The organism is Candidatus Nanosynbacter sp. TM7-074 (genome assembly GCF_041006295.1).
Lineage (GTDB): Bacteria > Patescibacteriota > Saccharimonadia > Saccharimonadales > Saccharimonadaceae > Nanosynbacter.
Window position 1 is genome coordinate 78,730 of the sequence record NZ_CP158487.1, and the last position, 22,511, is coordinate 101,240.

Genomic DNA, 22,511 nt, shown 5'->3' on the forward strand with positions numbered 1-22,511 from the left:
CCTTCAGATGAAACAGCGATTAGACAAGGTTCTGGTCGAGCGCGGACTAGCGTCAACACGTTCTCAGGCGGATAATTTTATTCGCTTGGGTTATGTTTATTTGAATAAAAAAGTTGCTCAAAAATCAGGGGCAATGGTATCTGATACTGATACGATAACGCTAAAAAAGACAGAGACTTATGTGTCGCGGGCTGGCTTAAAGCTGGCTAGCGTAGCCAAATATTTTAAGCTTAATTTTCAAGATAAAACAGTATTAGATATTGGCTCAAGTACTGGTGGTTTTACCGACTATTCACTGCGTCATGGTGCTAGGAAAGTTTTTGCCGTTGACGTTGGTACTGACCAACTTCATCTAAGCTTGCGGACGAGCCCAAAGATTATCCTTCACGAAAAAACTGATATTCGTGATTTTTGCACAGATGAAGTGATCGATGTGATTGTAGGAGATGTGTCATTTATATCATTACGGGAAATTTTGCCACATGTAGCTAACGAACTAATGAATGAAAATACCATACTTATTGCTATGTTAAAGCCGCAATTTGAGGCGGGGCGGCATCAGACTAATAAGGGAGTTATTAAAAACGATAAGGTGCGACGGCAGATCTTAACTGATTTTGAAAATTGGGCAAAAAAGTATTTTGTGATTTTAGATAAAAAGGATAGCGAAGTTGCTGGTAGCAAGGGAAATCTTGAGCGATTTTATAAATTGCAATTAGCTAAACATTAAACCTAAACTCAACAACATCATTTGGTTGCATAATGTACGTTTTGCCTTCAGTGCGAATCTTACCAGCCTCGCGAGCTTTTACTTCTGACCCGGCAGTAATCAAATCATTAAAATCGACAATTTGCGCCGCAATGAAGCCTCGTTCAAAATCTGAATGGATAACTCCAGCAGCTTGTGGCGCCGTCCAGCCCTTATGGATTGTCCAGGCGCGCACTTCTTTTTCTCCGGCAGTCAAGTAGCTTTGTAATCCCAATGTGTCGTAGGCGGCGTGAATTAGTTTGACTAGTCCAGTTTCTTGAACGCCATAACTTTCCAGAAGCTCTTTGGCGTCATCTTCTGATAAACCTTTTAATTCTTCTTCTAGCTTTGCACAGACAAAGACGGTTTTTGAGGGGTGGACTAGTTCTTTTAATTTTCCTTTTAGAGCGGAATTGTTCAATCCTTCTTCGTCAACGTTGAAGGCGTAAATAACTGGCTTGGCGGTTAGTAGGTGTAGATCGTCAATCGCCTCAAAGTCTACGTTGGTCAGAGCAGAAATTGGCGTCCCCGACTGTAGATTGTCTGCCAGTGATTGTAAGTAAGCTACTTTTTGGCGGGCTTCTGGATTAGCCTTAGCTTCTTTTTGTAGCTGCGGCAGGCGTTTTTCAATTGTTTGTAAGTCGGCTAGGATTAGCTCGGTATTGATAATGTCGATATCTTTTTTTGGGTCAATTGGAGCTTCATCGTGTCGCAAAATCTTTGAATTTTCAAAAGCACGAACAACGTGGATAATGGCGTTACATTCTCTGATATTGTGAAGAAACTTATTACCCAGACCTTCGCCTTTGGAGGCGCCAGCAACTAGTCCGGCAATATCAACGAAAGTAACGGTAGCTGGGATGATTTTTTGGGCGTGATAAAGATCTGCCAGGGCTTGTAGGCGTCTGTCTGGCACGGGAACAATTCCTGTGTTCGGCTCGATAGTTGCAAACGGATAATTAGCAGCCAAAATATCATTATTTGTTAAAGCATTAAAAAGTGTCGATTTGCCTACATTAGGTAGGCCAACGATTCCAATAGATAAACTCATAACTTTATTATATCATCTGCGCAATCTTTGATATAATTATAAGCATGAGAAGAAAATACTCATTGCCTCGGGTGGGCATGCTGGCAATAGTAGTAGCTTTAGTTGTTTCGGTAACGGCGTTTTTTATCTACACATACGCAATTCCAAGTTCACCAGCTTGGACGATAACTGGTAAATCCTGGGTTACTAAGCAATTTGATAAATCAGATACCACTAACTTTGGGTCTAATTGGGTGGTTGCTCCAGGAAGATTAAAGAATGTGAAGCCCGGAGATACGGTTGATTGGTGGCATAGTCTTTTTGTGAGTGGTGGAACCACGAGTCAAGTTGTAACGGGTGTACAGCAGGATGTATTTGATATCACTTCAAATCAACCGATAGATAATGATTTTAGCCTAGGTAACAGAGGTGCTTGGCATAACGAAGATCCGCAGCAACACGGCATTATTACCGACTGGAAGGGGTATGCTTGGAAGCGAATGAACAACCCGGCGGATTATCGAAACACTACAATGGAGACGCTTAACGGTAAAACTCGCCTGGAGGATCTTCATGGCGATCTTGGAAATAATAAATTTATGTATACGCGGATTATCAGAAATGAAGACATGGGTAAGCGTATCTGCCAGAGAATCTACTGGAGTAAGCAGAACTCTTCACCGACTGCAGGCTGGGGATATTCACCTTACGCTTGTGTCGAGGTGCCGTATAATTATGATATCGAGCCATCGGTTGGCATTAGTTCTGATTATATTGATACAAAAAACGTTACAAGTATTGAGGGCATAAATGCTGGACTGAACAATAAGGGAACAGAGAAGTCCCAGGGGTCTTCGTATGCGTTGGCTCGGTTTGTGGCTAGAGGCACAGAAGTATCCAGTATGGCTGGCGTTAATGCTGTTTCGTTGCCAGGTGGAACCGTTCATGACTGGTCCTGTGCGATTGTACGATTGATTAAGGAAAAGCATAGAGAACTTAATATTGATAACGGAACATGTAAGGAAATTGTTGCTAATGGCGGCAAGAACCAGATTCCTACCGGCCAGACATCAATTGCCACAAATGCAGCTGATAATTTGAGTGGAGTAAACCTAAATGCGAATGATAGCTTATGCTATGTGGCAATGGTTAGTAATTATAATGGCTCGGCACCATCTACAGATTTTAGATACGCAATTAAATGTATTAGGACCTCCAATAAGCCAAAAGTTCAGGTTTGGGGTGGTGATATTAAAACTGACAAGGAGGTGATTACTAGTAAGACGTCCAACACCATACTTCAAGCAGATAGCCATAGCATATTGGATAAGTCAACCATACAGTCAATGGGCCTTTGGGGTACGGGCTTGGATGACAATGGTAATATTCTTGGTGGTACAGTTAATTTTAGTCCTGGTGAATATAAATATAAGGGAGGAGATAAGATTGATCCTCACTGGTCATTAATCTGTTCGCAGGATTCTTTTGGAGGTAATGGTAATCAGCGGGCCTACAGCAAGGCTTCAGGCGCAATCGCCGATTTACCAAATTGTCATAATGATGCAAGTAATTTGACGAATGAATATCAAGCTAGGACTGTTGTGAAAACGCAATGGCAGCTGCCTGGATCAGGAGATCGAATAAGTGATGGTTGGATTCCTTGTTCTGATATACAGAATAAGGAATTGATTGGGGATGCGCCAATCATTACATATTCTCCTCATTGTCGCAGGGGAGTTTGGAGATCTTCGTCTAGGGCGGCGTGGATTAGTATTAATAGTTTTGGGCGTCATACCCATTTTAGATTAAAGCCCGACGCAAGTGTTGCGGCTGGTTGTTTGGGAGCTACAGGACCTGTTATCTTGAATTGTGGAAATACGTATGTCTTTAGGTTGAAAAACGTTAAACTGGGTGATCTGAAGAATGCTAAAAAATTGCAATTTAAGTTCTCGGGTTCAGCAGACAACTTTGTTCGAGCGAAAATTAATGGCCACGAAATGGACGTCAAAGGAAATGAAAACGGCTCCAGGCCTGAGGGTACACAATATTCTGGATGGGGGCTTTCTGGTTATGATGAAGGTTCGGCACTTATGGCTGACATAAAAGAAGGTACAGTTCTTTATAGCGATGGCAATGTTATTGATATATATATTAAGTCTAGCCCGTCGCACATGGGTCTCTTGATTGAAGATATTTCAGTATCTTATACCATGGATCGGGCCTATCAGAATATGTATGGATCTTGGGCGGAATATGGAATTATTTCTGGCGGAAGGGCGGATTCAGCTTCGGGTGCCGGCCTGTCGTCATCTTTCAATGGCCGCGACAGCTTAGCAATGCAAGATTACAATAAATTGACCTTTGCCAATACTCCAAAATTTGGTAACTTTAGCATCGCTAGTTTAGTTCCGGACAACTTCACCTTGCCATCTGTTGGTGGCGTAAAAGGTAGTGTCTCAGGTAATGTGAATATTAACAGTTTAGCTACGGGTGAATATACTGCCGGTAACATTAATTTAGTTGGCGCTAAATTGGATGTGGGTAAGAGTATCGTTATAAAATCTACTGGTACGGTTAGGATTTCAGGAGATTTGCTGTATACTGATTCGGGAAATGTTCGTTCATTGCCACAATTGGTAATTTATGCGAAGAATATTGTGATAGACCCTTCAGTTGGGGAGGTGAATGCTTGGCTAATTACTCCGAAAGATGGATATGTTAGTACTTGTGGCGCTGTATTTAATATGACCAATTGGTTAAGTAATGTGTCCGAAGCTTTATGTGGCAAGAAGCTGAGAATCAACGGTCCGATTAAGGCTGGCCACTTATTCTTACGCCGAACATACGGAGGAAGGCATGCCTCCTCGGCGAAGAATGACCCGAATATGCACCCAGGAACTCCAGCCGAAATTATTAACTTGCGGGCCGATGCTTATCTTTGGTCCTACAGCAACTACCGCAATACCGGTGCAATTAGCACTATGAATATTCGTGAATTGCCGCCAAGGTATTAAAAGTTTGCAAATTAAAACGCTAATGTATATAATTATTATTAGTTATGAAATTAGCAAAAGGGTTGGGCGACTTCTTCGGACTAGACATCGACACAAATGCTGTGCGAGTGGTTCAGCTGTCTCGTGCTGGCGCGGGATGGAGTTTGTCTCATTATGGTTACACGCCAGTTGATTCTAAGATATCAAGTGGTGATTCTCCCGAGGCGCGGCGACGTCTAGGGGAGGCAATTATGACTGCCGTCGGTCAGGCTGGTATTAAGACGTCCAATGTGGCTGTTGGACTGCCGTCAAATAAAACGTTTTCGACTGTGATTGACGTACCGAAAGTTTCTGAGCAGGAACTAAAGGCGATGATGAAATATCAGGTTGACCAATATATACCGATGCCGTTAGACGAAGCAGAAGTTGACTGGGTAATGTTAGGTGATAGTCTTCATGCTCAGAATCAATATGAAATTTTGCTGACAAGTACAGCAAAGACTTACGCAGAAGAAAGGCTGGAGTTGGTTGAGGGGCTTGGCTTTAATGTGATAGCCGAGGAACCAAACGCTATTGCTATGGTTCGTTCTCTGCCGGTTTCTGATTCTCAGGATGCTCGCTTAATTATTAACGTGGGTGAAAATTCGACAGATTTAGCAGTGGTATATAATGGTGCGCCAAGGTTGATTCGTATGATTCCAACTGGACTCTCATCATTGGTCCGCGCAGCTGTTCAGAATTTGAATGTACAAGAAGATCAGGCTCGTCAGTTTATTCTTAAATTTGGTTTGGCGCCAGATAAATTAGATGGCCAAGTGTTAAGGGCAATTGATTCGACTTTGGACAGTTTTTCCTCAGAGCTGGTTAAATCTATTAAGTTTTTCCAGACTAGGTATCCTAATGTAGCGGTTTCTGGTATTTTACTGTCAGGCTTTGGCTCGGCTATTCCACAGATGGATAGCTATGTAATGAATAAAGCCGGCATCCAGTCAATTGCCGCCGACCCTTGGCAACGCGTTCAGGTATCTCAGGCGGATCAGCAACAATTAGCGCCAATTGCTTCAGAATTTGCTATTGCTGTTGGTTTAGCACAGAGGAGTAACATGTCATGATTGAAATAAACCTTATTCCGAATGTTAAGCGAGAGCTACTAAAAACTCGAGTAATGCGTAATCGTGTTATCTCTGTATCGTTTTTGATAGGTGGGGCTTCAATTGCGGCGGTAATTGTTTTGGCGGTAATTTTAGGTGGCCAAATCGCAGCCGAAGCGGTGCAGAATAGTGGTATTAAAGATCGAAATGATAAACTTATGTCTGTAGAGGATCTTAATAAGGTTGTAACAATTCAAAATCAGCTTTCAAAGATTAACGAGCAGCACGCTGGTAAGAAAATCAATTCGAGGGTGTTTGATGTAGTTTCAGCTGTAAATCCAGTAGCGCCTAATAATGTTAGCTTTTCAAATATAAAGATTAATCCAGAGTCTAAGACTATCACCTTAGAAGGTAGCGCTGTTAATGGTTATAGTGCTTTGGAGACCTTAAAGAAGACTATTCTAAGCACTAAAATCCGAACAACTGATGGAGATAAAACTTCTGAAGTGGAATTAACCAAAGATATAAAAGATGGCGATACTAGTTTTGGTGAAAACTCAGAAGGTAAAAAAGTTTTGCAGTTCTCGTTCTCATTTGAGTACACTGAACAACTATTAGCGCCAGCACCAAATGGTACGGTTTCAGTGATAACGCCAACAGCTAAAATTGATATGACAGATTCACGCCAGGGTATTCCGGATAGTTTGTTTAAGAGTAATTCGGTAAAACAGGAGAAAAATAATGGCAGCCGATAATAAAGGGGTGGCAATTCGCAAGCGCCAGCAGATTGATTCTTCAAAAAAGACAATGTTTATTTTTGTAGCAAGTGCGGCTTTCTTGGCGGGAATTGCATTGGTTGTCAGTATATTTCTGATTCAGCAAATTGTTTTTCATTCAAAGATTATTATTGAGAAGCAGAGTACAATTTCTCGTTTAGATAAGAACTTAAAAACCATTGATGAATTAAAGAAAAATATTAGGGTTTTAGACACAAACACAGCGCTTAACTCTATAAAATCAAGTGACGAGAGTAATGCTTTGCAGACTATTCTTGACGCCCTTCCAGATAATCCTAATGCTGACGCCTTTGGTGCTTCTTTGAAGAATAAGTTTATCGATACGACAACTGGAGTGACAATTCAGAGTCTGTCAGTATCGCAAGCTGGTTCTGGTGGCGAGGGTTCTGAGTCAGCTCCGGCTAATACAGTATCGTTTACGATGGAAGTTAGTGGGCCGGCCGACAGACTAAAGGAACTATTAACTAAATTCGAGTCATCAATTCGCGTGATTGATCTAAAGGCGTTAGAGATTCAGCGTAATGAAGATAAATTAAGCTTAGTAGTGCGGGGCGTTGCTTATTATGAGCCAGCGCAAACAGTACAATTAGAAAATAAGGTGGTAAAGCCATGAAGAAAACAGACATAGCTATGGTGATATTGATTGCAGGCGTGGGTGTAGCTATCGGCTATATTGTTGCCTCTAATATATCATTTTTAAAGGTTCCAAAATCTGGAGCAAAAGTCCAAACTATTAGAGAAATATCATCTGATGTTGAAAAACCAAACCCAGCAATTTTCAATAAGAATGCGATAAATCCAACTGTTGAGGTGTTTGTGGGTCAAAGTGCGGCCAAATAGAGAAAGGACGTAGGATGGCTTTACTGACGGACGATATTCAGGACAAGTTGATTGAGCTGCTGATAAACGAAGGACTTATTGAGAAGTCTGTCATTGATGATGCTTTAAAACGTGCCTCTGAGAATAATAAGCCACTATTTAGCTTGCTGAGCGAAGAGGGGTTGCTTGATAATGAGCTTTTAGTCCATGGCGTGGCTCAGGTTTCGGGTGTGCCATACGTTAACTTATCAAATAGTGTTATTAGCCAGGATATTTTATCCCTGTTGTCTTCTGATGTCGCTGAACGTTTTATGGCGGTGCCTTTAGCGGAAGTTCAAAACCGCCTAGCAGTGGCGATGATTGACGCCAATAATGTCCAGGCTGTTGACTATCTGTCGAATCGCATTCAGCGACCAATTAAAGTCTTTATGGCCTCAGAAGAGAGCGTCCGTCACGTCCTTGATCAATATAAGACCGATTTATCATCTGTTAATGTGGCGGCTGAAGCGTCCCAAGAAGAATCTCTGTCGGAAGCTGGCAATATTAAAACTATTGTTCAAGATTCGCCCATTTCACGGGCATTATCGACTATTTTGGAATATGCCGTAAAAAGCCATGCTTCGGACGTTCATATTGAGCCATTGGAGAAGGCCTTAAAGATTCGTTGTCGGGTCGATGGTGTGTTGCGCGAGATTATGCAACTACCAAAAAGCATTGAGCCGGCTTTGGTTAGTCGTATTAAAATTCTTTCCAATCTAAAAATTGACGAACATCGCATTCCACAAGATGGTCAATTTGCGGTTAATGTTGCAGGCAAGGAAGTTGACCTGCGTATTGCTATTTCTCCGGTTGTTTGGGGTGAACAGGTGGTTGTTCGTTTGCTAGACAAGAGCGGGAGCTCTTTTAACTTGGAGGACATGGGTTATGCTGGGCGCGCTCTACGGACAATTCGCAAGGGAATTAAGCGTCCTAACGGTATGATTCTAACGTCTGGTCCAACTGGCTCCGGTAAGTCTACTAGCTTATATGCGTTAATTAAAGAAATTAAGAACGATACTGTTAATATTGTGACGCTTGAGGATCCGGTTGAGTATAAGATGGACGGAGTGAATCAGATTCAAGTTAATGCAGAGGTCGGACTGACATTTGCTTCTGGACTTCGTTCAATTTTGCGTCAAGATCCAGACATCGTGATGGTAGGTGAGATTCGCGACAATGAGACGGCCAATCTGGCGATTCAAGCAGCGTTAACGGGGCATCTGGTGTTCTCGACGCTTCATACCAATTCCGCAGCTGGCGTGTTGCCGCGACTGCTCGACATGGGGATTGAGCCGTTTCTTATTGCTAGTACGGTCAATACGATTATTGGGCAGCGTCTGGTTCGGCGAGTAGCGCGTCGGCGTGATATATATCAATCGTCGCCTCTGGAAACACAGGCAATTCGGGAGGCGGTTGGTGGATTATTGCCTCAGACAAAAGAGCAGGTTGCTCAGTTTGCGCAAGATTTGGGCTATGAAAGTCTGCCGCTGGCAACGCAGGCCTCATTTGCCTTAGCAAGGGGTAAGGATACACCTCAAACTCCGCGTGGTTACTCTGGTCGAGCCGGTCTATATGAAGTGATGGATATTACTGAGGAAATTCAGAATTTAATCGTTAAGCGTGCTACGTCAGCTGAAATCCAGCGAATGGCGATTCAGCAAGGCATGATTACGATGCGCCAGGATGGATACCTGAAGGCGTTAAACGGAATAACGACAATAGAAGAAGTTAATAGAGTAGCGGCGGATACCGCGTAAAAAGGAGGAAATATGAATAATCAAGAATTGCGAATTGAGATTTTACTAGAAGAGGTTGTTAAAAAACGCGCTTCCGACCTTCATATTCAAGTTGGGCTTCCGCCGATGCTCAGGATTGATGGCGCATTAGTGCCGGCGGCTGGGACCCAGCCACTTGATGAGCCAGCGGTTGAGCGACTGGTGTTTCAGATACTTGATGAAGATCAGCGCCAAATTTTATTGAAGGATAAAGAATTCGACTTTTCGTTTGCATTTGGTACGTTGGGCCGATTCCGTGTTAACGCCTTTCATGAGCGTGGCAATTTGGCGGCAGCTCTACGTTTGATTCCAAATGAAATTAAGTCGGCGTCTGAGCTTGGTATGCCACCAGTTGTTAATACGTTTGCAGATTTTCCTCGTGGTTTGGTGTTGGTGACTGGTCCAACCGGCTCTGGTAAGTCGACGACCTTGGCAGCATTGGTTGATAAAATCAACTCTGAGCGTTCACAACATATCATTACCATTGAGGATCCGATTGAGTTTACGCACAAATCAAAAAAGTCGGTGGTGGTTCAACGCGAAGTTCACTATGATACCTACTCATTTTCGGCGGCGTTACGATCCAGCCTTCGTCAAGACCCGGACGTCGTGCTAATTGGTGAGATGCGTGACCTAGAAACGATTTCAGCAGCTATCACTATCGCCGAAACCGGACACTTAGTTTTTGCCACACTCCACACCAACTCGGCAGCACAGTCGATTGACCGTATGATTGACGTGTTCCCACCGCATCAGCAGCCACAAATTCGGGCTCAGCTATCAAACATTTTGATGGCTATTTGTTCGCAGCGTTTGGTGCCGGCTATTGGGGGTGGTCGTGTAGTTGCGGCAGAAGTTTTGATTGCCAATCCAGCAGTGCGTAATATTATTCGCGAAGGTAAATCACATCAGTTAGACGCAGTTATTCAGACCGGTGCCGATCAAGGAATGCAGACGATGGACCGAACGCTGGTCAACCTGGTGCAGAATGGTACGATTACGTATGATAATGCGCGTGAGTTTGCGGTTGATTTGACGGAATTTGAGAGGTTAATGAGGGGGTAGTAGATGAAGAAGTATAATTACGAAGCCAGAGATAGTGCTAGTAATAAAATTGTTAAATCTGTAGTTCAGGCTGAAAGTGAAAATGCTGCTGCAAAATTATTGACGACGCAAGGTTTTGTGCCCTTAAAAATTGAACTACAAGATGATAAAACGGGTTTCTTTGCAAAGTTATCTGGTAGAATCACCACTAAAGACAAAGTGGTGTTCACTCGTCAGCTAGCGACACTTATTGGGGCGGGCCTGCCATTATCTCAGAGTCTTAGGACTGTTCAGGAGCAGACCACTAATAAGCGGATGCAAGAAATCGTTCAAGAGATTATCTCTGATGTGGAGGGTGGTAAATCATTGTCCGACTCATTTGCTAAGCATCCGGAGGCTTTCAATAAGGTGTACGTGGCACTGGTTGCAGCTGGTGAAACTTCAGGTACAATGGACGAATCTTTGAAAAGACTAGCTGCTCAGCAGGAAAAAGATGCTGCCATGATGAGTAAGATTCGTGGTGCTATGATGTATCCATCAATTGTCTTGGCGGTGATTATCTTAGTGGTTGGTTTTATGTTGTTTACAGTGGTGCCGCAGGTCGAGGGATTATATCGCGACTTAAATAAAGGCTTGCCGTTCATAACTTTAATCATGATTAATGTGGCCAATTTTTTTATTCACTTTTGGTGGCTCGCATTGTTGATAATGATTATTGGTGGCTATTTTTTGGTGCAATACCTAAAAACCGAGCAGGGCATTAGAACTAAAGACACATTTAAGCTTAATGCTCCATTATTTAAGGGGATGTTCCGAAAAATGTATATGGCGCGGTTTTCTAGAACAGGACAAGTTCTGCTAAGCACTGGTGTGCCGATGCTTGATATGCTCCGTATTTCGTCGGATGCCGTCAATAACGTGATTATTAGCGAAGGTATTATCCGAGCAGCAGATAAGGTAAAGGGCGGAAAAGCCCTCTCGGCATCTTTGTCGAATGAGGAATATTTCTTAACGATGGTGCCACAAATGATTAAAATCGGCGAGCAGTCGGGTAAGATTGACGAAATGATGGGGAAAACTGCTCAGGTATATGAAGATGAACTTGATGAAGAAATCCGCGCTTTATCGACAGCTATAGAGCCAGTCCTGATGGTATTTCTAGCATTAGTTGCTGGTACGATGGTTGCTGCAATACTATTCCCAATTTATAGTTTGGTCGGTAATATAAATATTCACTAGACGACCAGGTGATTTTGGTGTATTATAAGCGTAAGCATTTTTTGCACAAATATAAGTATAAGCCATAGAAAGGTGGAAATTTCAATGGTAAACAAAGATAACAAAAAAGGATTTACAATCATCGAGGTAGTTTTAGTCTTGGCTATTGCTGGACTTATCTTCGCGATGGTGTTCATCGCCCTTCCAGCCTTACAGCGGAATCAGCGCGATCAGTCGAGGAAGAATGACGCTTCAACTGTGGCTGCCGCTATTAACAATTGGAATTCTGCCAACCGTAACGGCGGAACGTTCAACGAGGAATCTTTACGCAAATATGTTGATAAACTTGATCAATATGATAAGAATTCAGAGCTGAAGGTGGTCGCTACCGGTTCATCAATGTCGGTTGCTGGTAATGAGATTAAGGTGATGCGCGGCCGTAAGTGTCCGTCCAGTACGCCGGCTCCATCTGCAGACGACCCAGCAAACATTACCTTAGAGAATGGCTCTTCGCGTAATGCTGCCGTCGTGGTGTTGTTGGAAAATAATGGCTCGCAGAAACAATTGTACTGCCAGGATGTATAGATAAGGAATATTTACATAATGTCAGCCTCTTAATGGGGCTGATTTTTTTATGTTTTTTTGTTACCATAAGAAGTATGATGAAATTTGTAATAGCAGGTTTTTTAGGTGCCATATTGGGTAGCTTTGTAGGGGCTCAGGTTTGGCGTTTGCGTGCCCGCCAGCTAACTGAGGATAAAAAGGCTGGAGAGAAGGTTGACCAGAAAGAACTAAAGAAGCTATCTCCACTAATAAAGAGAGTCTCTAAGGACCGTTCTCGTTGTCTGTCTTGTGGTCACGAATTGTCATTTTGTGATCTCATACCAGTTTTCAGTTGGGTGATTAGGCTGGGAAAGTGCCGATATTGTAAGAATTTTATTGGTTGGACGGAAATTCTACTAGAAGTAGTCATGGCTGGACTATTTGTCTTGTCTATAGCATTTTGGCCAGGGTCATTGATGGATTTTTGGCAGGTCTTGCTACTGGCTTTGTGGTTAATCGGTCTAGTTTTACTGGCAATTTTATTTATTTATGATCTCAAGTGGATGCTTCTGCCCGATGTTATAAATATTCCTTTTATCATTCTAGGCTTTATTTTTTCAATAATAAACTTAGCGCTATCTAATGATTTTACAAAGAGCCTGATGTCTCTTTTAGGCTCGGTTGTAATTTTAAGCGGCATTTATTTGCTACTTTATCTTTTCTCAAAATACCGCTATGGAGAGGAAAAAACTTGGGTTGGTTTTGGTGATGTTAAGCTTGGTTTGGGGTTGGCTTTATTCTTGGGTAATTGGTTGTTGGCTTTTGTGGCTTTATTCGCAGCTAATTTAATCGGTACGTTGCTAGTCCTGCCTTCAATGTTAAGGGGTAAATTACAGGCAACTTCAAGAATTTGCTTTGGTCCGTTATTGATTGTAGGGTTTTTATTGGCATGGTTTTTTAGTCAACAAATTTTAGCATGGGGCTTTCTTATCGTCTAAGTAAAATTTGCTTATGCTATAATGGAGAAGTGATGGGCAATAAACAAAAAGGTTTTACTATAATTGAAGTTATTTTGTTTGTGGCTATTTCTGGCTTGCTCACTTCTATGCTTATGGTGGGTGTTAGTATGTCAATTAATCGTCAGCAATATCGCGACTCAGTTCAGTCTTATGCTGGTTTTTTGCGTAATGAGTATTCAAAAGTCGTTAATGTTGAAAATGATAGGTCTAAAGGTGTCTGTCCAATTGACGGGGCAGACGGTAGGTTGGAGACTACGCGTGGTCAGTCGGATTGTGTGATTGTTGGTCGTTACATTACGACAGTTGGTTTACTGGGTTCAACGGACGGTAATTCCTATAGAACATATCCTGTTTATGCGTACCGATCAGATAAGGGTAGTGCTTGGGTATATCGGCGTGGTGCTGAATCTGACAAATATACCGTGAATTGGCAAGCAAAGACTAGATTTTCTAGCCAGCCTAAAAATAGCGCCTATATATCTATCTTAATGTATCGACATCCAGAAACAGGGCAATTAGACATCAGGACGGACACTAGTAGATTTGGCGATAATTTAACGGATTTTGTTAATAATAAGAATAGTGCAGGCATAGTACAGTCCGCTGGCGAGCAGCGCCAACAGCGGGAAATTTGTATTTATGATGATGGTTGGTTGCCGAATGAGTGGCTTTCTATCTTTTTGCGTTCGTATGCAGGCTCTGCTGATGCGATTGTCGTGGGGAACGCTACCGGAGGGTGTGCTGATGCGTAAATTTAACAGGGGTGATACTATCGTAGAAGTGCTGCTTGGTGTAACGATTTTTAGTATGGTTGCTGTTATTACGTTAGAGACTATGAATCGGGGCATGGCTATTTCCCAGTATGCCTTAGAGACGACGTTGGTGCGTCAGCAGGTTGATGCGCAGGCAGAAATGCTAAGATATGCTCATGACACAAAGAGTGATATTTGGAAAAAGTTGGTTGATAATAACTCCGTAAGCGCTTCCTCGGTTAATGATAATGAGGGTGGCTTGGGTGCAGAAAGCTGTCCTGACAACTTTTCTAATAAAGAGTTTGCCTTGGCTGCAACACCTTCACTCGGCTCTAAGATCAGTATTTTAAATAATCCAGGCGATTATAAACCGGCAGAAACTTATGCGCGAGTCGATAGTGGTACTAAAAAAACATATGGAATAGCGGTTAGGCTTGTTAAGCCAAGTACGGCCGTAGGCAGTAGGGATAGTAATAAATATGATGCGTATATAAAAGCTTGCTGGATGCCAGTTGGCAGTAAAATGCCAGCAACAATTGGTACGATTGTGAGGTTGTATGACTCGGGTCGATAAACAGGGATTCACACTTGTTGAGTTAATGCTTGCGATGGCATTTATCTCAATTCTTCTATTGTCAATTACTATGGTGGGTATTCAGGCGGGTAGAATGTATAGCCGGGGAGTAGTGCTACGTGATATTAATCAGGCAGGGCGAGATATCTCCGACACAATTCGACGAGATTTTTTGCAAGCAAACGCCAATAAGATCGATAGCTCTGGACTGAGGGTGCCGAACAATAGCAGTTGGGCAACTGGTCGGCTCTGTCTGGGGTCTCATTCGTATATTTGGAATAACCCGAGATATTTAGACGATCCAAGCTTGCTGGGTGCAAATAGACTATTTAAGGTTGACGGTAATCCGATAAACTTGGTGCGGGTAGTTGACGTTGACGGTGGCTTGTGTAAGAAAGATGGGTCCGGTAAATATCCAGAGATGGTTGATTTAGCAAAATCATCAAATCTGCTCAGATCGATAAGTAGTGGTGATGGCTCGATTGGCATACATGACGTTACATTAGAGAAGATCACATCGGATGATTCCAGAGAGGCTCTTTACAAATTAACCTTCACTTTAGGAACAAGTAAGATGAGTGAAATTAGAAATTCTTCTTGTAAAGATCCGAGCGAGACGGATAATAATTTTGATTTCTGTTCTATAAATAAATTTGAAATGATTGTGAGGACAAATGGGTAGAGATATGCGACAATCGGGTGCTGTATCGCTTTTTGCGGTTATTTTTGGGGCGATGCTGCTAACCATTGTCACAATTGGATTTATGCGATTAATGATTATGGACCAGAGACAATCTTCTAATAATGATTTATCGCAGAGTGCTTATGATGCCGCTTTGGCTGGGGTTGAAGATGCCAAGCGAGTGGTTCGTGCTGCACAAACAGGAAATATTCAGGCTGCAGGAGTGCTTAACGGTCCGATTAATTGTAATATGGTTGCCGCCTCTGGTGTTGTCGGCGGTAGTATATCTGGTGATACTATTATTCAGACGGGTACCGGCGCTGGTAAGAGATTTGATCAAGCTTACACTTGCGTAAAGATTACTATGAAATCTCAGGATTTTATATATAAATCTATTGAAGATAAGTCCCAGCTTATACCGCTACGCGCAACCAGCTCATTTAATAAGATATCAATTGAGTGGTATCGCCGCGATGATGAAAGCAACCTTGGTAGCGCAAACGCAGTTAATACAGAGATATCTACTACAGGAGATTTGCCGGCAAGGAGCAGTTGGCATAGTAACACTCCTCAATTGATGAGGGCGCAGCTAATTAATCCAGGGCCAACATTTAGCTTATCAACATTGGATACGACTGGCGTCACCTCCTTTTTGCGACCAAACGTATTGAGGTCAGATGTAGCAGGGCAAGATGGAACTGCAGTTTCTGGTAAGACGTCAGATCGACCAAGGGCAACTGACGGAAATGAGCATAATAATGGAACGAATATAGTATCTTGTAGCAAGACCTTTAAATTTTCTGGCGAATATTCGTGCAAGGCGGTGATTGATGTTGATGAAATTGCTGCAGGCAGCGAAACGGCTTTTTTGAGGCTAACTTCCATATACAAGGGTGGCAGCGTAAAAGTTTCACTTCAAAAAACGGATGGCACTATCGTAAATTTCGATGGAATTCAGCCTATTATTGATTCAACGGGACGAGCGAGTAATTTATTTAGACGAGTCGAGGCGCGTCTGCAAATTGGCGATGATTTTGCTTATCCAGATAACGCGGTTGAGCTAAAAAATAGCCTCTGTAAGGATTTCTCTGTATCTGGTAGCGGATCTGCCGTTGCTGGTCGATGCAAACCTTAAAGGTAATTTACGTATCGCTATGAAAGCGTTCGTGAATATCTTTTAGGTGTTGATCTGTAACATGGGTGTATACTTGGGTTGTTGATATATTGCTATGTCCTAGCATAGATTGAACTGAGCGTAGATCGGCACCATTCATTAGAAGGTCGGTTGCAAAACTATGCCTCATGGTGTGTGGGCTTACGTGTTTGGTAATGCCAGCTAGGCGTGCATATTGGCTAACCATTCGTTGAATGCTACGAGCGCTTAGGCGTCGGTAACCTCCAGAAGTACTGGGTGCGACGGTTCGTTTACTGTAACTTAGGAATAGTGCAGGTAGGTTATCTGTTCTTGAGTCCAGATATGTGGATACATGTTCGGCGGCGCCTTTTGATATAAAAACTGGTCGGTCTTTTTGTCCTTTTCCTCGCACCATAAACTCGCGCCTTGTTAGGTTTATATGATCCCGATTTAAGTTGACTAATTCAGAGACGCGGAGGCCGCTGGAAAACAGTAGCTCAACAATTGCCCTATCTCTCAGCCCCGACTCGGTGTCGGTTGGTATTTGCTCAATCATTCGCAGTACCTCGTCGTATTGCAGAAAAGTTACTTGTTTCCGGACAGTCTTGGGTAGGATAATTTTATCCGCAGCCAAGCTTTTGATATCGCGGCGAGAAAGGTATGTGAGTAGCCCTCGAAGTGCAATTAGATGATAGCTTTGTGTGATTAAAGATAAGCTTTCGCCTGTGTTGTCATTTTTATAACGGTTTAGCCAGAGACGATATTGCCTAATTAGCTCTGATGTAATTTTATCAACAGGTATATCACCGGCAAAATCGATGAATCTCTCTAGATAGAGCTGATAATTTATAATAGTTTTTTGACTGCGCCCACTCTCAACTTCCAGGTGTTCTAGAAAATCAGTTAGGGCTTCTGATATAAACATATACTTATTTTACAGTTAGAGGGCTGGTTTATCAAATCATCTATTTTTGGTACTATAATAAAAATAATAATGAGCAAAGGAGCAACCTATGTCAGATAGTGAAAAAAAATATTGTGGCGTTGAAAGAACGCTGATCGTTTTTAAGCCTGATGCTGTTCAGCGGGGAATAGTTGGGGAAATTTTACAACGTTTTGAACGAGTCGGCTTGAAGATAGTTGGTGTAAAAATGACATCGCCATCTAGAGACCATTACTATGCGCACTATGAGGACATAGGTAAGTTGGCTACGCGTCGAGGCGAGGGTACGCTAAATATAACGTTAGATATGATGATGGATGGTCCGGTCATAGCAATGGTATTAGAAGGGGTTGAGGCCGTAGCTGTCGTTAGGAAGATTGTTGGTCCAACTGAGCCAAAGTCGGCAGATATGGGAACTATTCGTGGCGACTATTCTCATATTAGCTTTGGCTATGCTGATGAGTGCCAAAAGGGTGTACCAAACCTAATCCACGCTTCAGGTGACCCAGAGGAGGCTGTTAGTGAGATTAACCACTGGTTCAAGCCAGAGGAGCTAGTTAGCTATCATACACTAAGTGAGAAGTTTACGCGTTAGGCTGGTCTACCTGAGAGCTACTCGTGGTATAATTAGGTTATGCCTCGGTAGCTCAACTGGATAGAGCAGATCCGTCCTAAGGATAAGGTTGCAGGTTCGACTCCTGCCCGGGGTACCACGTATATGACAGGACAGCTAAAAGATAATCAATTTGATGGACAGCGTGACGGGGAGCAGCTATTGTTCGTATTTCGTCGTCATATTATTGCTATGCGTAAAGGGTTCTATTTACTTCTCGGGTCAATGGCGCTTGGGTCGTTACCGTTTCTTCTCTGGCAAGATAACCTGAATTTATTATGGTTGTTTCTTGGTAGTTTTGTTTTTGGTCTGGTACTATTTTCTTACCATTTTCTGATGTGGTTTTACACTTATTACATTGTTACAGATCAGAGAATCCGTCAAATTACACAGCATGGTTTTTTTGGTAAGGACGTAATTGAGCTGAAATTATCAAAAATTCAAAATATTAGCTATAATATTCCAGGATTTAGTGGGGAGATGTTTAAGTTTGGCACAATTATTATTCAGACGTTTGTTGGTGATCTTGTTATAAAAAACGTAGAGCATCCGGACGATGTCTATAATAAACTACAGGATGCGGTAGAACTTTCAGTGAAAAAGGAGGGTGATAATGAAAAATCTATTGAATCGTAAAGATAAAAAACAACCAAAGAAGCTACCTACGAGAATTACAAATGATACTGTAGCTCAGCATCGCGAAAAGGTCTTGGCGGCTGGTCGTAAGCATAAATATCCCATCCAGTATACTAAGCGTCGATTGGTATGGATAACAATGTTTGTCAGCGTGGCAATTTTAGCTATTTTTGTTGGTCTTGGTTGGGCTCAGCTGTACTTGTGGAAAGATACTAGTGATATTGCCTATAGAATTACTAAAATTTTGCCCCTTCCAGTGGCGAATATAGATGGAGAAAATGCGAATTATAGTGATTATTTGCTGTACCATCGAAGCTCGCTGGCTGTCCTGCAGACCCAAGGGCAATCTGATCAAAAAGATAAAGTTAAGTTTTATCAAAATCAGTCAATAAATAAAGCCCTAGAGGTCGCATACGCTAAAAGGCTTGCAAGAGAAAATAATATTACAGTTGACGACAACAAGGTTCAGGATCTAATTAAAAAGCAACAAGAATCCAGCAAACTTTCACAGTCTGCTTATGAATCTGTAGTAAAAGATAATCTGCACTGGTCTATGGATGAGCTAAAGATAGCAATGAAATACACCTTATTAAAGCAGGAAGTATCGTTTAAGATTGATAAGACGGCTGATGATTTGGTGTCTACTATCCAAAATAAGGTGAAGAGTGGAAAATCTTTAAAAGATATTGCTGATGAGATGGGCAATAAAGTCCAGCCTGTATTTAATCTGTCTGTTTCTACAGACAACTCTGACGGTGGCTTGACAAAATCTGCTACATTGCTAGCAAAAGGTAAGATATCAGAACCAGTAAAAACCTTAGCTGGCGACGGCTACTATTTTGTGACGCTTAATAGTCTTGAGGATAATATGGTGAATTATTCTTACGTTAAGGTGCCGCTAACAGAATTTAATAATCGGTTTAATTATCTTAAGAACAATAATAAGGTAAAATATTTTATCTCCATTGATAAATAATCTTTTTGGTTTGAAAAACCCTCTATTTTTGTTATAATTTTCTAAGGAGTTTGCCGTTGTAGCTCAGCTGGTAGAGCAGCTCATTCGTAACGAGCAGGTCGCTGGTTCAAGCCCAGTCAGCGGCTCCATTTTATGAAAGATACTATCAATAAATCGATAAAAACCGTTTTAAGCGATCGTGGAATATCTATCCTTTTGATTGTTAATATCATAGTTTTTATTGCTATCTCCATATTCTTGATAACATCTATTAAGCATAGTGAGGCGCAGGTTATTACTCGTTACACTGCGTACGGAGTTGCAAACTTTTATAGAAACCATTGGTACAGTTTGTTCGGATATATTGCTCTAGCTTTTATGATTGTGTTTGGACATTCTATATTAAGCATTAAGTTGGTTTCGTTAGAAAAGCGTAGTATGGCTGTATTTTTTCTGTGGTTGACTTTGGGAATCTTGATTGTTTTGACTGCATTGGCATATTCAATTATTAAAATTGCATCATTAGGATAAATGTATGGATATTGAAATTCCACTTGGCAAACGAACAAAAAAATATCGATTTTTTGAAATATTACCGGGATTGTTAAGCTACGGAGCTATCATTCTCCTCATTATTCTATCAATAGTTAATCCTGTTCTGGCGTCAATATATCTTCTGACTATTATTTTAGTCGCTTTTGTGAAGACGATTGCCATTAGCTATAGGGTGGTTAGTGGTCACAGAAACATGGAAAGAGCATCTAGGGTTGATTGGAGCAGGCGTTTAATGGACTTAGAGAGTCCAAAAGAATCGTATTCTAGGTTGAGAGATATCCCCTCTGGGGCGTTGCTTTATAAACAACACTTAGAGAATCTGAGGTTTATGTCAGCTGCAGAGGAAGGGCATTTCCCAAAGCCCGGTAATATTTACAACGCCCTCATAATGCCGGCATACAATGAAAGTATTGAAGTGATAGAGCCTGCACTAAAGTCGGTCTTAGAGACGACTTACGATAAGACGCGTTTGATTGTTGTTTTTGCCTATGAAGAACGTGGTGGTGCTGAAATTGATAAGACAGCCCATATTTTAAAGGAAAAGTACGGTAAGAATTTTCACTCTTTCCATATAGTAAAGCACCCAAAAGACCTACCAAATGAAGTTGTTGGTAAGGGAGGGAATATTACCTATGCTGGTAAATGGCTGCAGCAGTATTTACAACATGAAGGAATAGCCTTTTCTGATGTAATAGTTACAACAATGGACTGCGATAATAAACCGCACAAGCACTACTTTGACTATTTAACGTATGAATATATTACACATGAAGATAGGAAGCATTTATCGTTCCAGCCAATATGCTTGTTTACTAATAATATATGGGACGTACCTGCGCCGATGAGAGTGGTGGCGACAGGTAATTCATTTTGGAATATCATTAGTTCTATGAGGCCTTACTCTTTGCGCAATTTTGCATCTCATGCACAGCCTATGAGTGCGCTTGTGGAGATGAACTTCTGGAGTACTCGTACAATTGTCGAAGACGGACATCAATATTGGCGTAGCTATTTTTATTTCAATGGCAATTATGAGGTCGTGCCAATGTTCGTTCCAATATATCAGGACGCAGTATTGTCTAATGGCTATGTAAAAACGTTACGCGCTCAGTTTATTCAATTACGCCGCTGGAGCTATGGCGCTTCAGATGTGGCATATGTTGGTAACAATGTATTCAATAAGGACAGGAAGGTAAGGTTTTTACCGAGCTTGGCAAGGTTTATAAGATTATTAGATGGACATGTTACACAGGCCTGCATTGCGCTAATCGTTGCGTTTGGTGGATGGGCGCCGCTTGTATTAAACGGTGAGGCTGCTCGTAGCGTCGCCGCTCATCAATTGCCTGATACAGTAAGTCTGATACAACAGGTGGCAATGGTGGGTATACTGGTATTAATTTTTGTATCATTTAAGCTTCTACCTCCACGCCCAGAAAGATATAAGAAGCGTAGGAACATACTTATGGTTATGCAGTGGGCTTTGATGCCAGTAATCGCTATTGTATACAGTTCAATGGCTTCGTACAATGCTCAGACGCATCTTTTACTGGGTAAGTATCTTGATAAATTTGATGTAACGGAAAAAACTACTGTTGAGATGAATGACCAGGGTCGTTCTCGGGGTAATAAAAAGAGGGGCGACCGCGTCTCTTCCGCTGACTAGTGATTAGATTATGCTGGGCAGCGTACTGTAGGGCTGCTATTTGATCAAAACTCTGTAGAGTAGAGTGGGTAATCTTTGCTATATCTTGTGCCGATATTGTATGTTTGTTTTGTAGAAATAGTAGCTTATCTTGTACGGTATTTGCTAAATCGTAGCTGTAAAAATCAGCTGCTTTTTTATCATGATTAAAACTTCGTGCAATACTGATGATTAGCTTGCCTATAGAGAAGTTATTAATATTGTTTTCTTTCGATAGGACTGGAAGGTGAATTACCGGCTTCTCGTAGGTTGTAAAAGAGTGTCCGCACCTTGTACACGCATGCCTTCTCCATGTTGCCGGATATTTTTTATTTTGACGAGAGTTTACTATACGGGTTTTGTCGTGAAAACATTTTAAACATATCATATCAATATATTGTCATATAACTATAAAAAAATCTAGTGGAAAAGCACTGTGTAAAATAAAAAGCCCCATTTACAGGGGCCCTCAGTTCTACTGTGTATTAAGTAGAGGTCTAACGATTGCGCAGATCAGCAGACAGCGCAGATCTCTCCTCGTTAATCTTCCTGTTGTATTCATAATGAAGTTGCGCTTTGCTCAACAAGGAGCATGATTGTTTGATTTTTGTGTCTAATTGCGGCGAGCTATGTTTACTCATACTATGGATACTAACATATTTACTCTATAATGTCAATGCTTACATCGATAAAATTAAATACCCTTTATTGGTAAATAATAAAGGGTATGCTTTTTGTCGTATCTGGTGGGCAATAGAGGATTCGAACCTCTCACCTCTTCAACGTCAATGAAGCGCTCTAGCCAAATGAGCTAATCGCCCAGATGTAATAATACTATCACAACAGATATCTGTTCGCAAGGAGCGTGC

21 protein-coding genes and 3 tRNA genes are annotated in these 22,511 nt (G+C 41.7%); 21 read left to right on the forward strand and 3 right to left on the reverse strand.

The annotated features are described in order from the left end of the window. The first annotated feature begins 7 nt into the window (after positions 1-7). Entirely contained in the window at positions 8-730 is a 723-nt protein-coding gene (locus TM074_RS00425) for a TlyA family RNA methyltransferase (protein ID WP_369000445.1), read from the forward strand. Here the strand turns inward: TM074_RS00425 and ychF are convergent. Then, positions 720-1,799: a redox-regulated ATPase YchF gene (ychF, locus tag TM074_RS00430; protein ID WP_369000446.1), complete on the reverse strand. Its 1,080-nt coding sequence runs from the start codon at positions 1,797-1,799 to the stop codon at positions 720-722. The two genes, TM074_RS00425 and ychF, sit on opposite strands and share 11 nt — an antisense overlap. Before the next feature lie 44 nt (positions 1,800-1,843). Here ychF and TM074_RS00435 point away from each other — a divergent pair, with 44 nt between their 5' ends. The 14 genes from TM074_RS00435 (at position 1,844) to TM074_RS00500 (ending at position 16,259) form a co-directional block, all read left to right on the forward strand. Further along, entirely contained in the window at positions 1,844-4,792 is a 2,949-nt protein-coding gene (locus TM074_RS00435; protein WP_369000447.1) for a hypothetical protein, read from the forward strand. Positions 4,793-4,836: 44 nt separating this feature from the next. After that, positions 4,837-5,883 carry a type IV pilus assembly protein PilM gene (pilM, locus tag TM074_RS00440; RefSeq protein ID WP_369000448.1) on the forward strand — a complete coding sequence of 349 codons (1,047 nt, stop codon included), beginning with the start codon at positions 4,837-4,839 and terminating at the stop codon, positions 5,881-5,883. After that, a complete protein-coding gene (locus TM074_RS00445; RefSeq protein WP_369000449.1) occupies positions 5,880-6,617 on the forward strand; it encodes a hypothetical protein in 738 nt (245 codons plus the stop codon). Before pilM ends, TM074_RS00445 begins: the two co-directional genes overlap by 4 nt. After that, positions 6,604-7,272: a hypothetical protein gene (locus TM074_RS00450; protein ID WP_369000450.1), complete on the forward strand. Its 669-nt coding sequence runs from the start codon at positions 6,604-6,606 to the stop codon at positions 7,270-7,272. The genes TM074_RS00445 and TM074_RS00450 overlap by 14 nt, the downstream gene beginning before the upstream one ends. Then, the gene (locus TM074_RS00455) at positions 7,269-7,499 is read left to right on the forward strand and encodes a hypothetical protein (protein WP_010165543.1); all 231 of its coding nucleotides are present in this window, start codon (positions 7,269-7,271) and stop codon (positions 7,497-7,499) included. Before TM074_RS00450 ends, TM074_RS00455 begins: the two co-directional genes overlap by 4 nt. Positions 7,500-7,513: 14 nt before the next feature. Next, positions 7,514-9,274, forward strand: a complete 1,761-nt coding sequence (locus TM074_RS00460; protein ID WP_369000451.1) for a GspE/PulE family protein — start codon at positions 7,514-7,516, stop codon at positions 9,272-9,274. Positions 9,275-9,286: 12 nt separating this feature from the next. After that, the gene (locus tag TM074_RS00465; protein WP_010165546.1) at positions 9,287-10,357 is read left to right on the forward strand and encodes a PilT/PilU family type 4a pilus ATPase; all 1,071 of its coding nucleotides are present in this window, start codon (positions 9,287-9,289) and stop codon (positions 10,355-10,357) included. 3 nt (positions 10,358-10,360) lie between these two features. Beyond that, positions 10,361-11,575 (forward strand): type II secretion system F family protein, encoded by a 1,215-nt coding sequence (locus tag TM074_RS00470; RefSeq protein ID WP_010165548.1) that lies wholly within the window; start codon positions 10,361-10,363, stop codon positions 11,573-11,575. Between the two features lie 84 nt (positions 11,576-11,659). Then, positions 11,660-12,139 carry a type II secretion system protein gene (locus tag TM074_RS00475; protein ID WP_369000452.1) on the forward strand — a complete coding sequence of 160 codons (480 nt, stop codon included), beginning with the start codon at positions 11,660-11,662 and terminating at the stop codon, positions 12,137-12,139. A gap of 74 nt (positions 12,140-12,213) precedes the next feature. Beyond that, positions 12,214-13,095: an A24 family peptidase gene (locus tag TM074_RS00480; RefSeq protein WP_369000453.1), complete on the forward strand. Its 882-nt coding sequence runs from the start codon at positions 12,214-12,216 to the stop codon at positions 13,093-13,095. 32 nt (positions 13,096-13,127) lie between these two features. After that, positions 13,128-13,868, forward strand: a complete 741-nt coding sequence (locus TM074_RS00485) for a type II secretion system protein (RefSeq protein WP_369000454.1) — start codon at positions 13,128-13,130, stop codon at positions 13,866-13,868. Continuing rightward, complete coding sequence (locus TM074_RS00490) at positions 13,861-14,442, forward strand: type II secretion system protein J (protein ID WP_369000455.1); 582 nt, start codon at positions 13,861-13,863, stop codon at positions 14,440-14,442. Before TM074_RS00485 ends, TM074_RS00490 begins: the two co-directional genes overlap by 8 nt. Next, entirely contained in the window at positions 14,426-15,124 is a 699-nt protein-coding gene (locus TM074_RS00495) for a PilW family protein (RefSeq protein ID WP_369000456.1), read from the forward strand. Before TM074_RS00490 ends, TM074_RS00495 begins: the two co-directional genes overlap by 17 nt. After that, positions 15,117-16,259, forward strand: coding sequence for a hypothetical protein (locus TM074_RS00500; RefSeq protein ID WP_369000457.1), 1,143 nt, complete (start codon positions 15,117-15,119; stop codon positions 16,257-16,259). Before TM074_RS00495 ends, TM074_RS00500 begins: the two co-directional genes overlap by 8 nt. Before the next feature lie 7 nt (positions 16,260-16,266). Here the strand turns inward: TM074_RS00500 and xerA are convergent, their stop codons facing one another. Beyond that, positions 16,267-17,184, reverse strand: a complete 918-nt coding sequence (gene xerA, locus TM074_RS00505; RefSeq protein ID WP_369000458.1) for a site-specific tyrosine recombinase/integron integrase — start codon at positions 17,182-17,184, stop codon at positions 16,267-16,269. Between the two features lie 88 nt (positions 17,185-17,272). Here xerA and TM074_RS00510 point away from each other — a divergent pair, with 88 nt between their 5' ends. The 6 genes from TM074_RS00510 to TM074_RS00535 all read left to right on the forward strand — a co-directional run bounded on the left by TM074_RS00510 (position 17,273) and on the right by TM074_RS00535 (position 21,624). After that, a complete protein-coding gene (locus TM074_RS00510) occupies positions 17,273-17,797 on the forward strand; it encodes a nucleoside-diphosphate kinase (protein WP_039326829.1) in 525 nt (174 codons plus the stop codon). Between the two features lie 41 nt (positions 17,798-17,838). Continuing rightward, positions 17,839-17,915, forward strand: a tRNA-Arg gene (locus TM074_RS00515). A 5-nt stretch (positions 17,916-17,920) separates the two neighbouring features. Further along, on the forward strand, positions 17,921-18,451 hold the full coding sequence (locus tag TM074_RS00520) for a PH domain-containing protein (RefSeq protein WP_369000459.1): 531 nt from the start codon (positions 17,921-17,923) through the stop codon (positions 18,449-18,451). Further along, positions 18,429-19,427: a SurA N-terminal domain-containing protein gene (locus TM074_RS00525; RefSeq protein ID WP_369000460.1), complete on the forward strand. Its 999-nt coding sequence runs from the start codon at positions 18,429-18,431 to the stop codon at positions 19,425-19,427. The genes TM074_RS00520 and TM074_RS00525 overlap by 23 nt, the downstream gene beginning before the upstream one ends. Before the next feature lie 52 nt (positions 19,428-19,479). After that, positions 19,480-19,555: transfer RNA gene (locus tag TM074_RS00530), tRNA-Thr, on the forward strand. Positions 19,556-19,941: 386 nt separating this feature from the next. After that, entirely contained in the window at positions 19,942-21,624 is a 1,683-nt protein-coding gene (locus tag TM074_RS00535; RefSeq protein ID WP_369000461.1) for a glycosyltransferase family 2 protein, read from the forward strand. Positions 21,625-22,386: 762 nt separating this feature from the next. Here the strand turns inward: TM074_RS00535 and TM074_RS00540 are convergent. Then, positions 22,387-22,463 (reverse strand) — tRNA-Val (locus TM074_RS00540). Between the last annotated feature and the right edge of the window lie 48 nt (positions 22,464-22,511).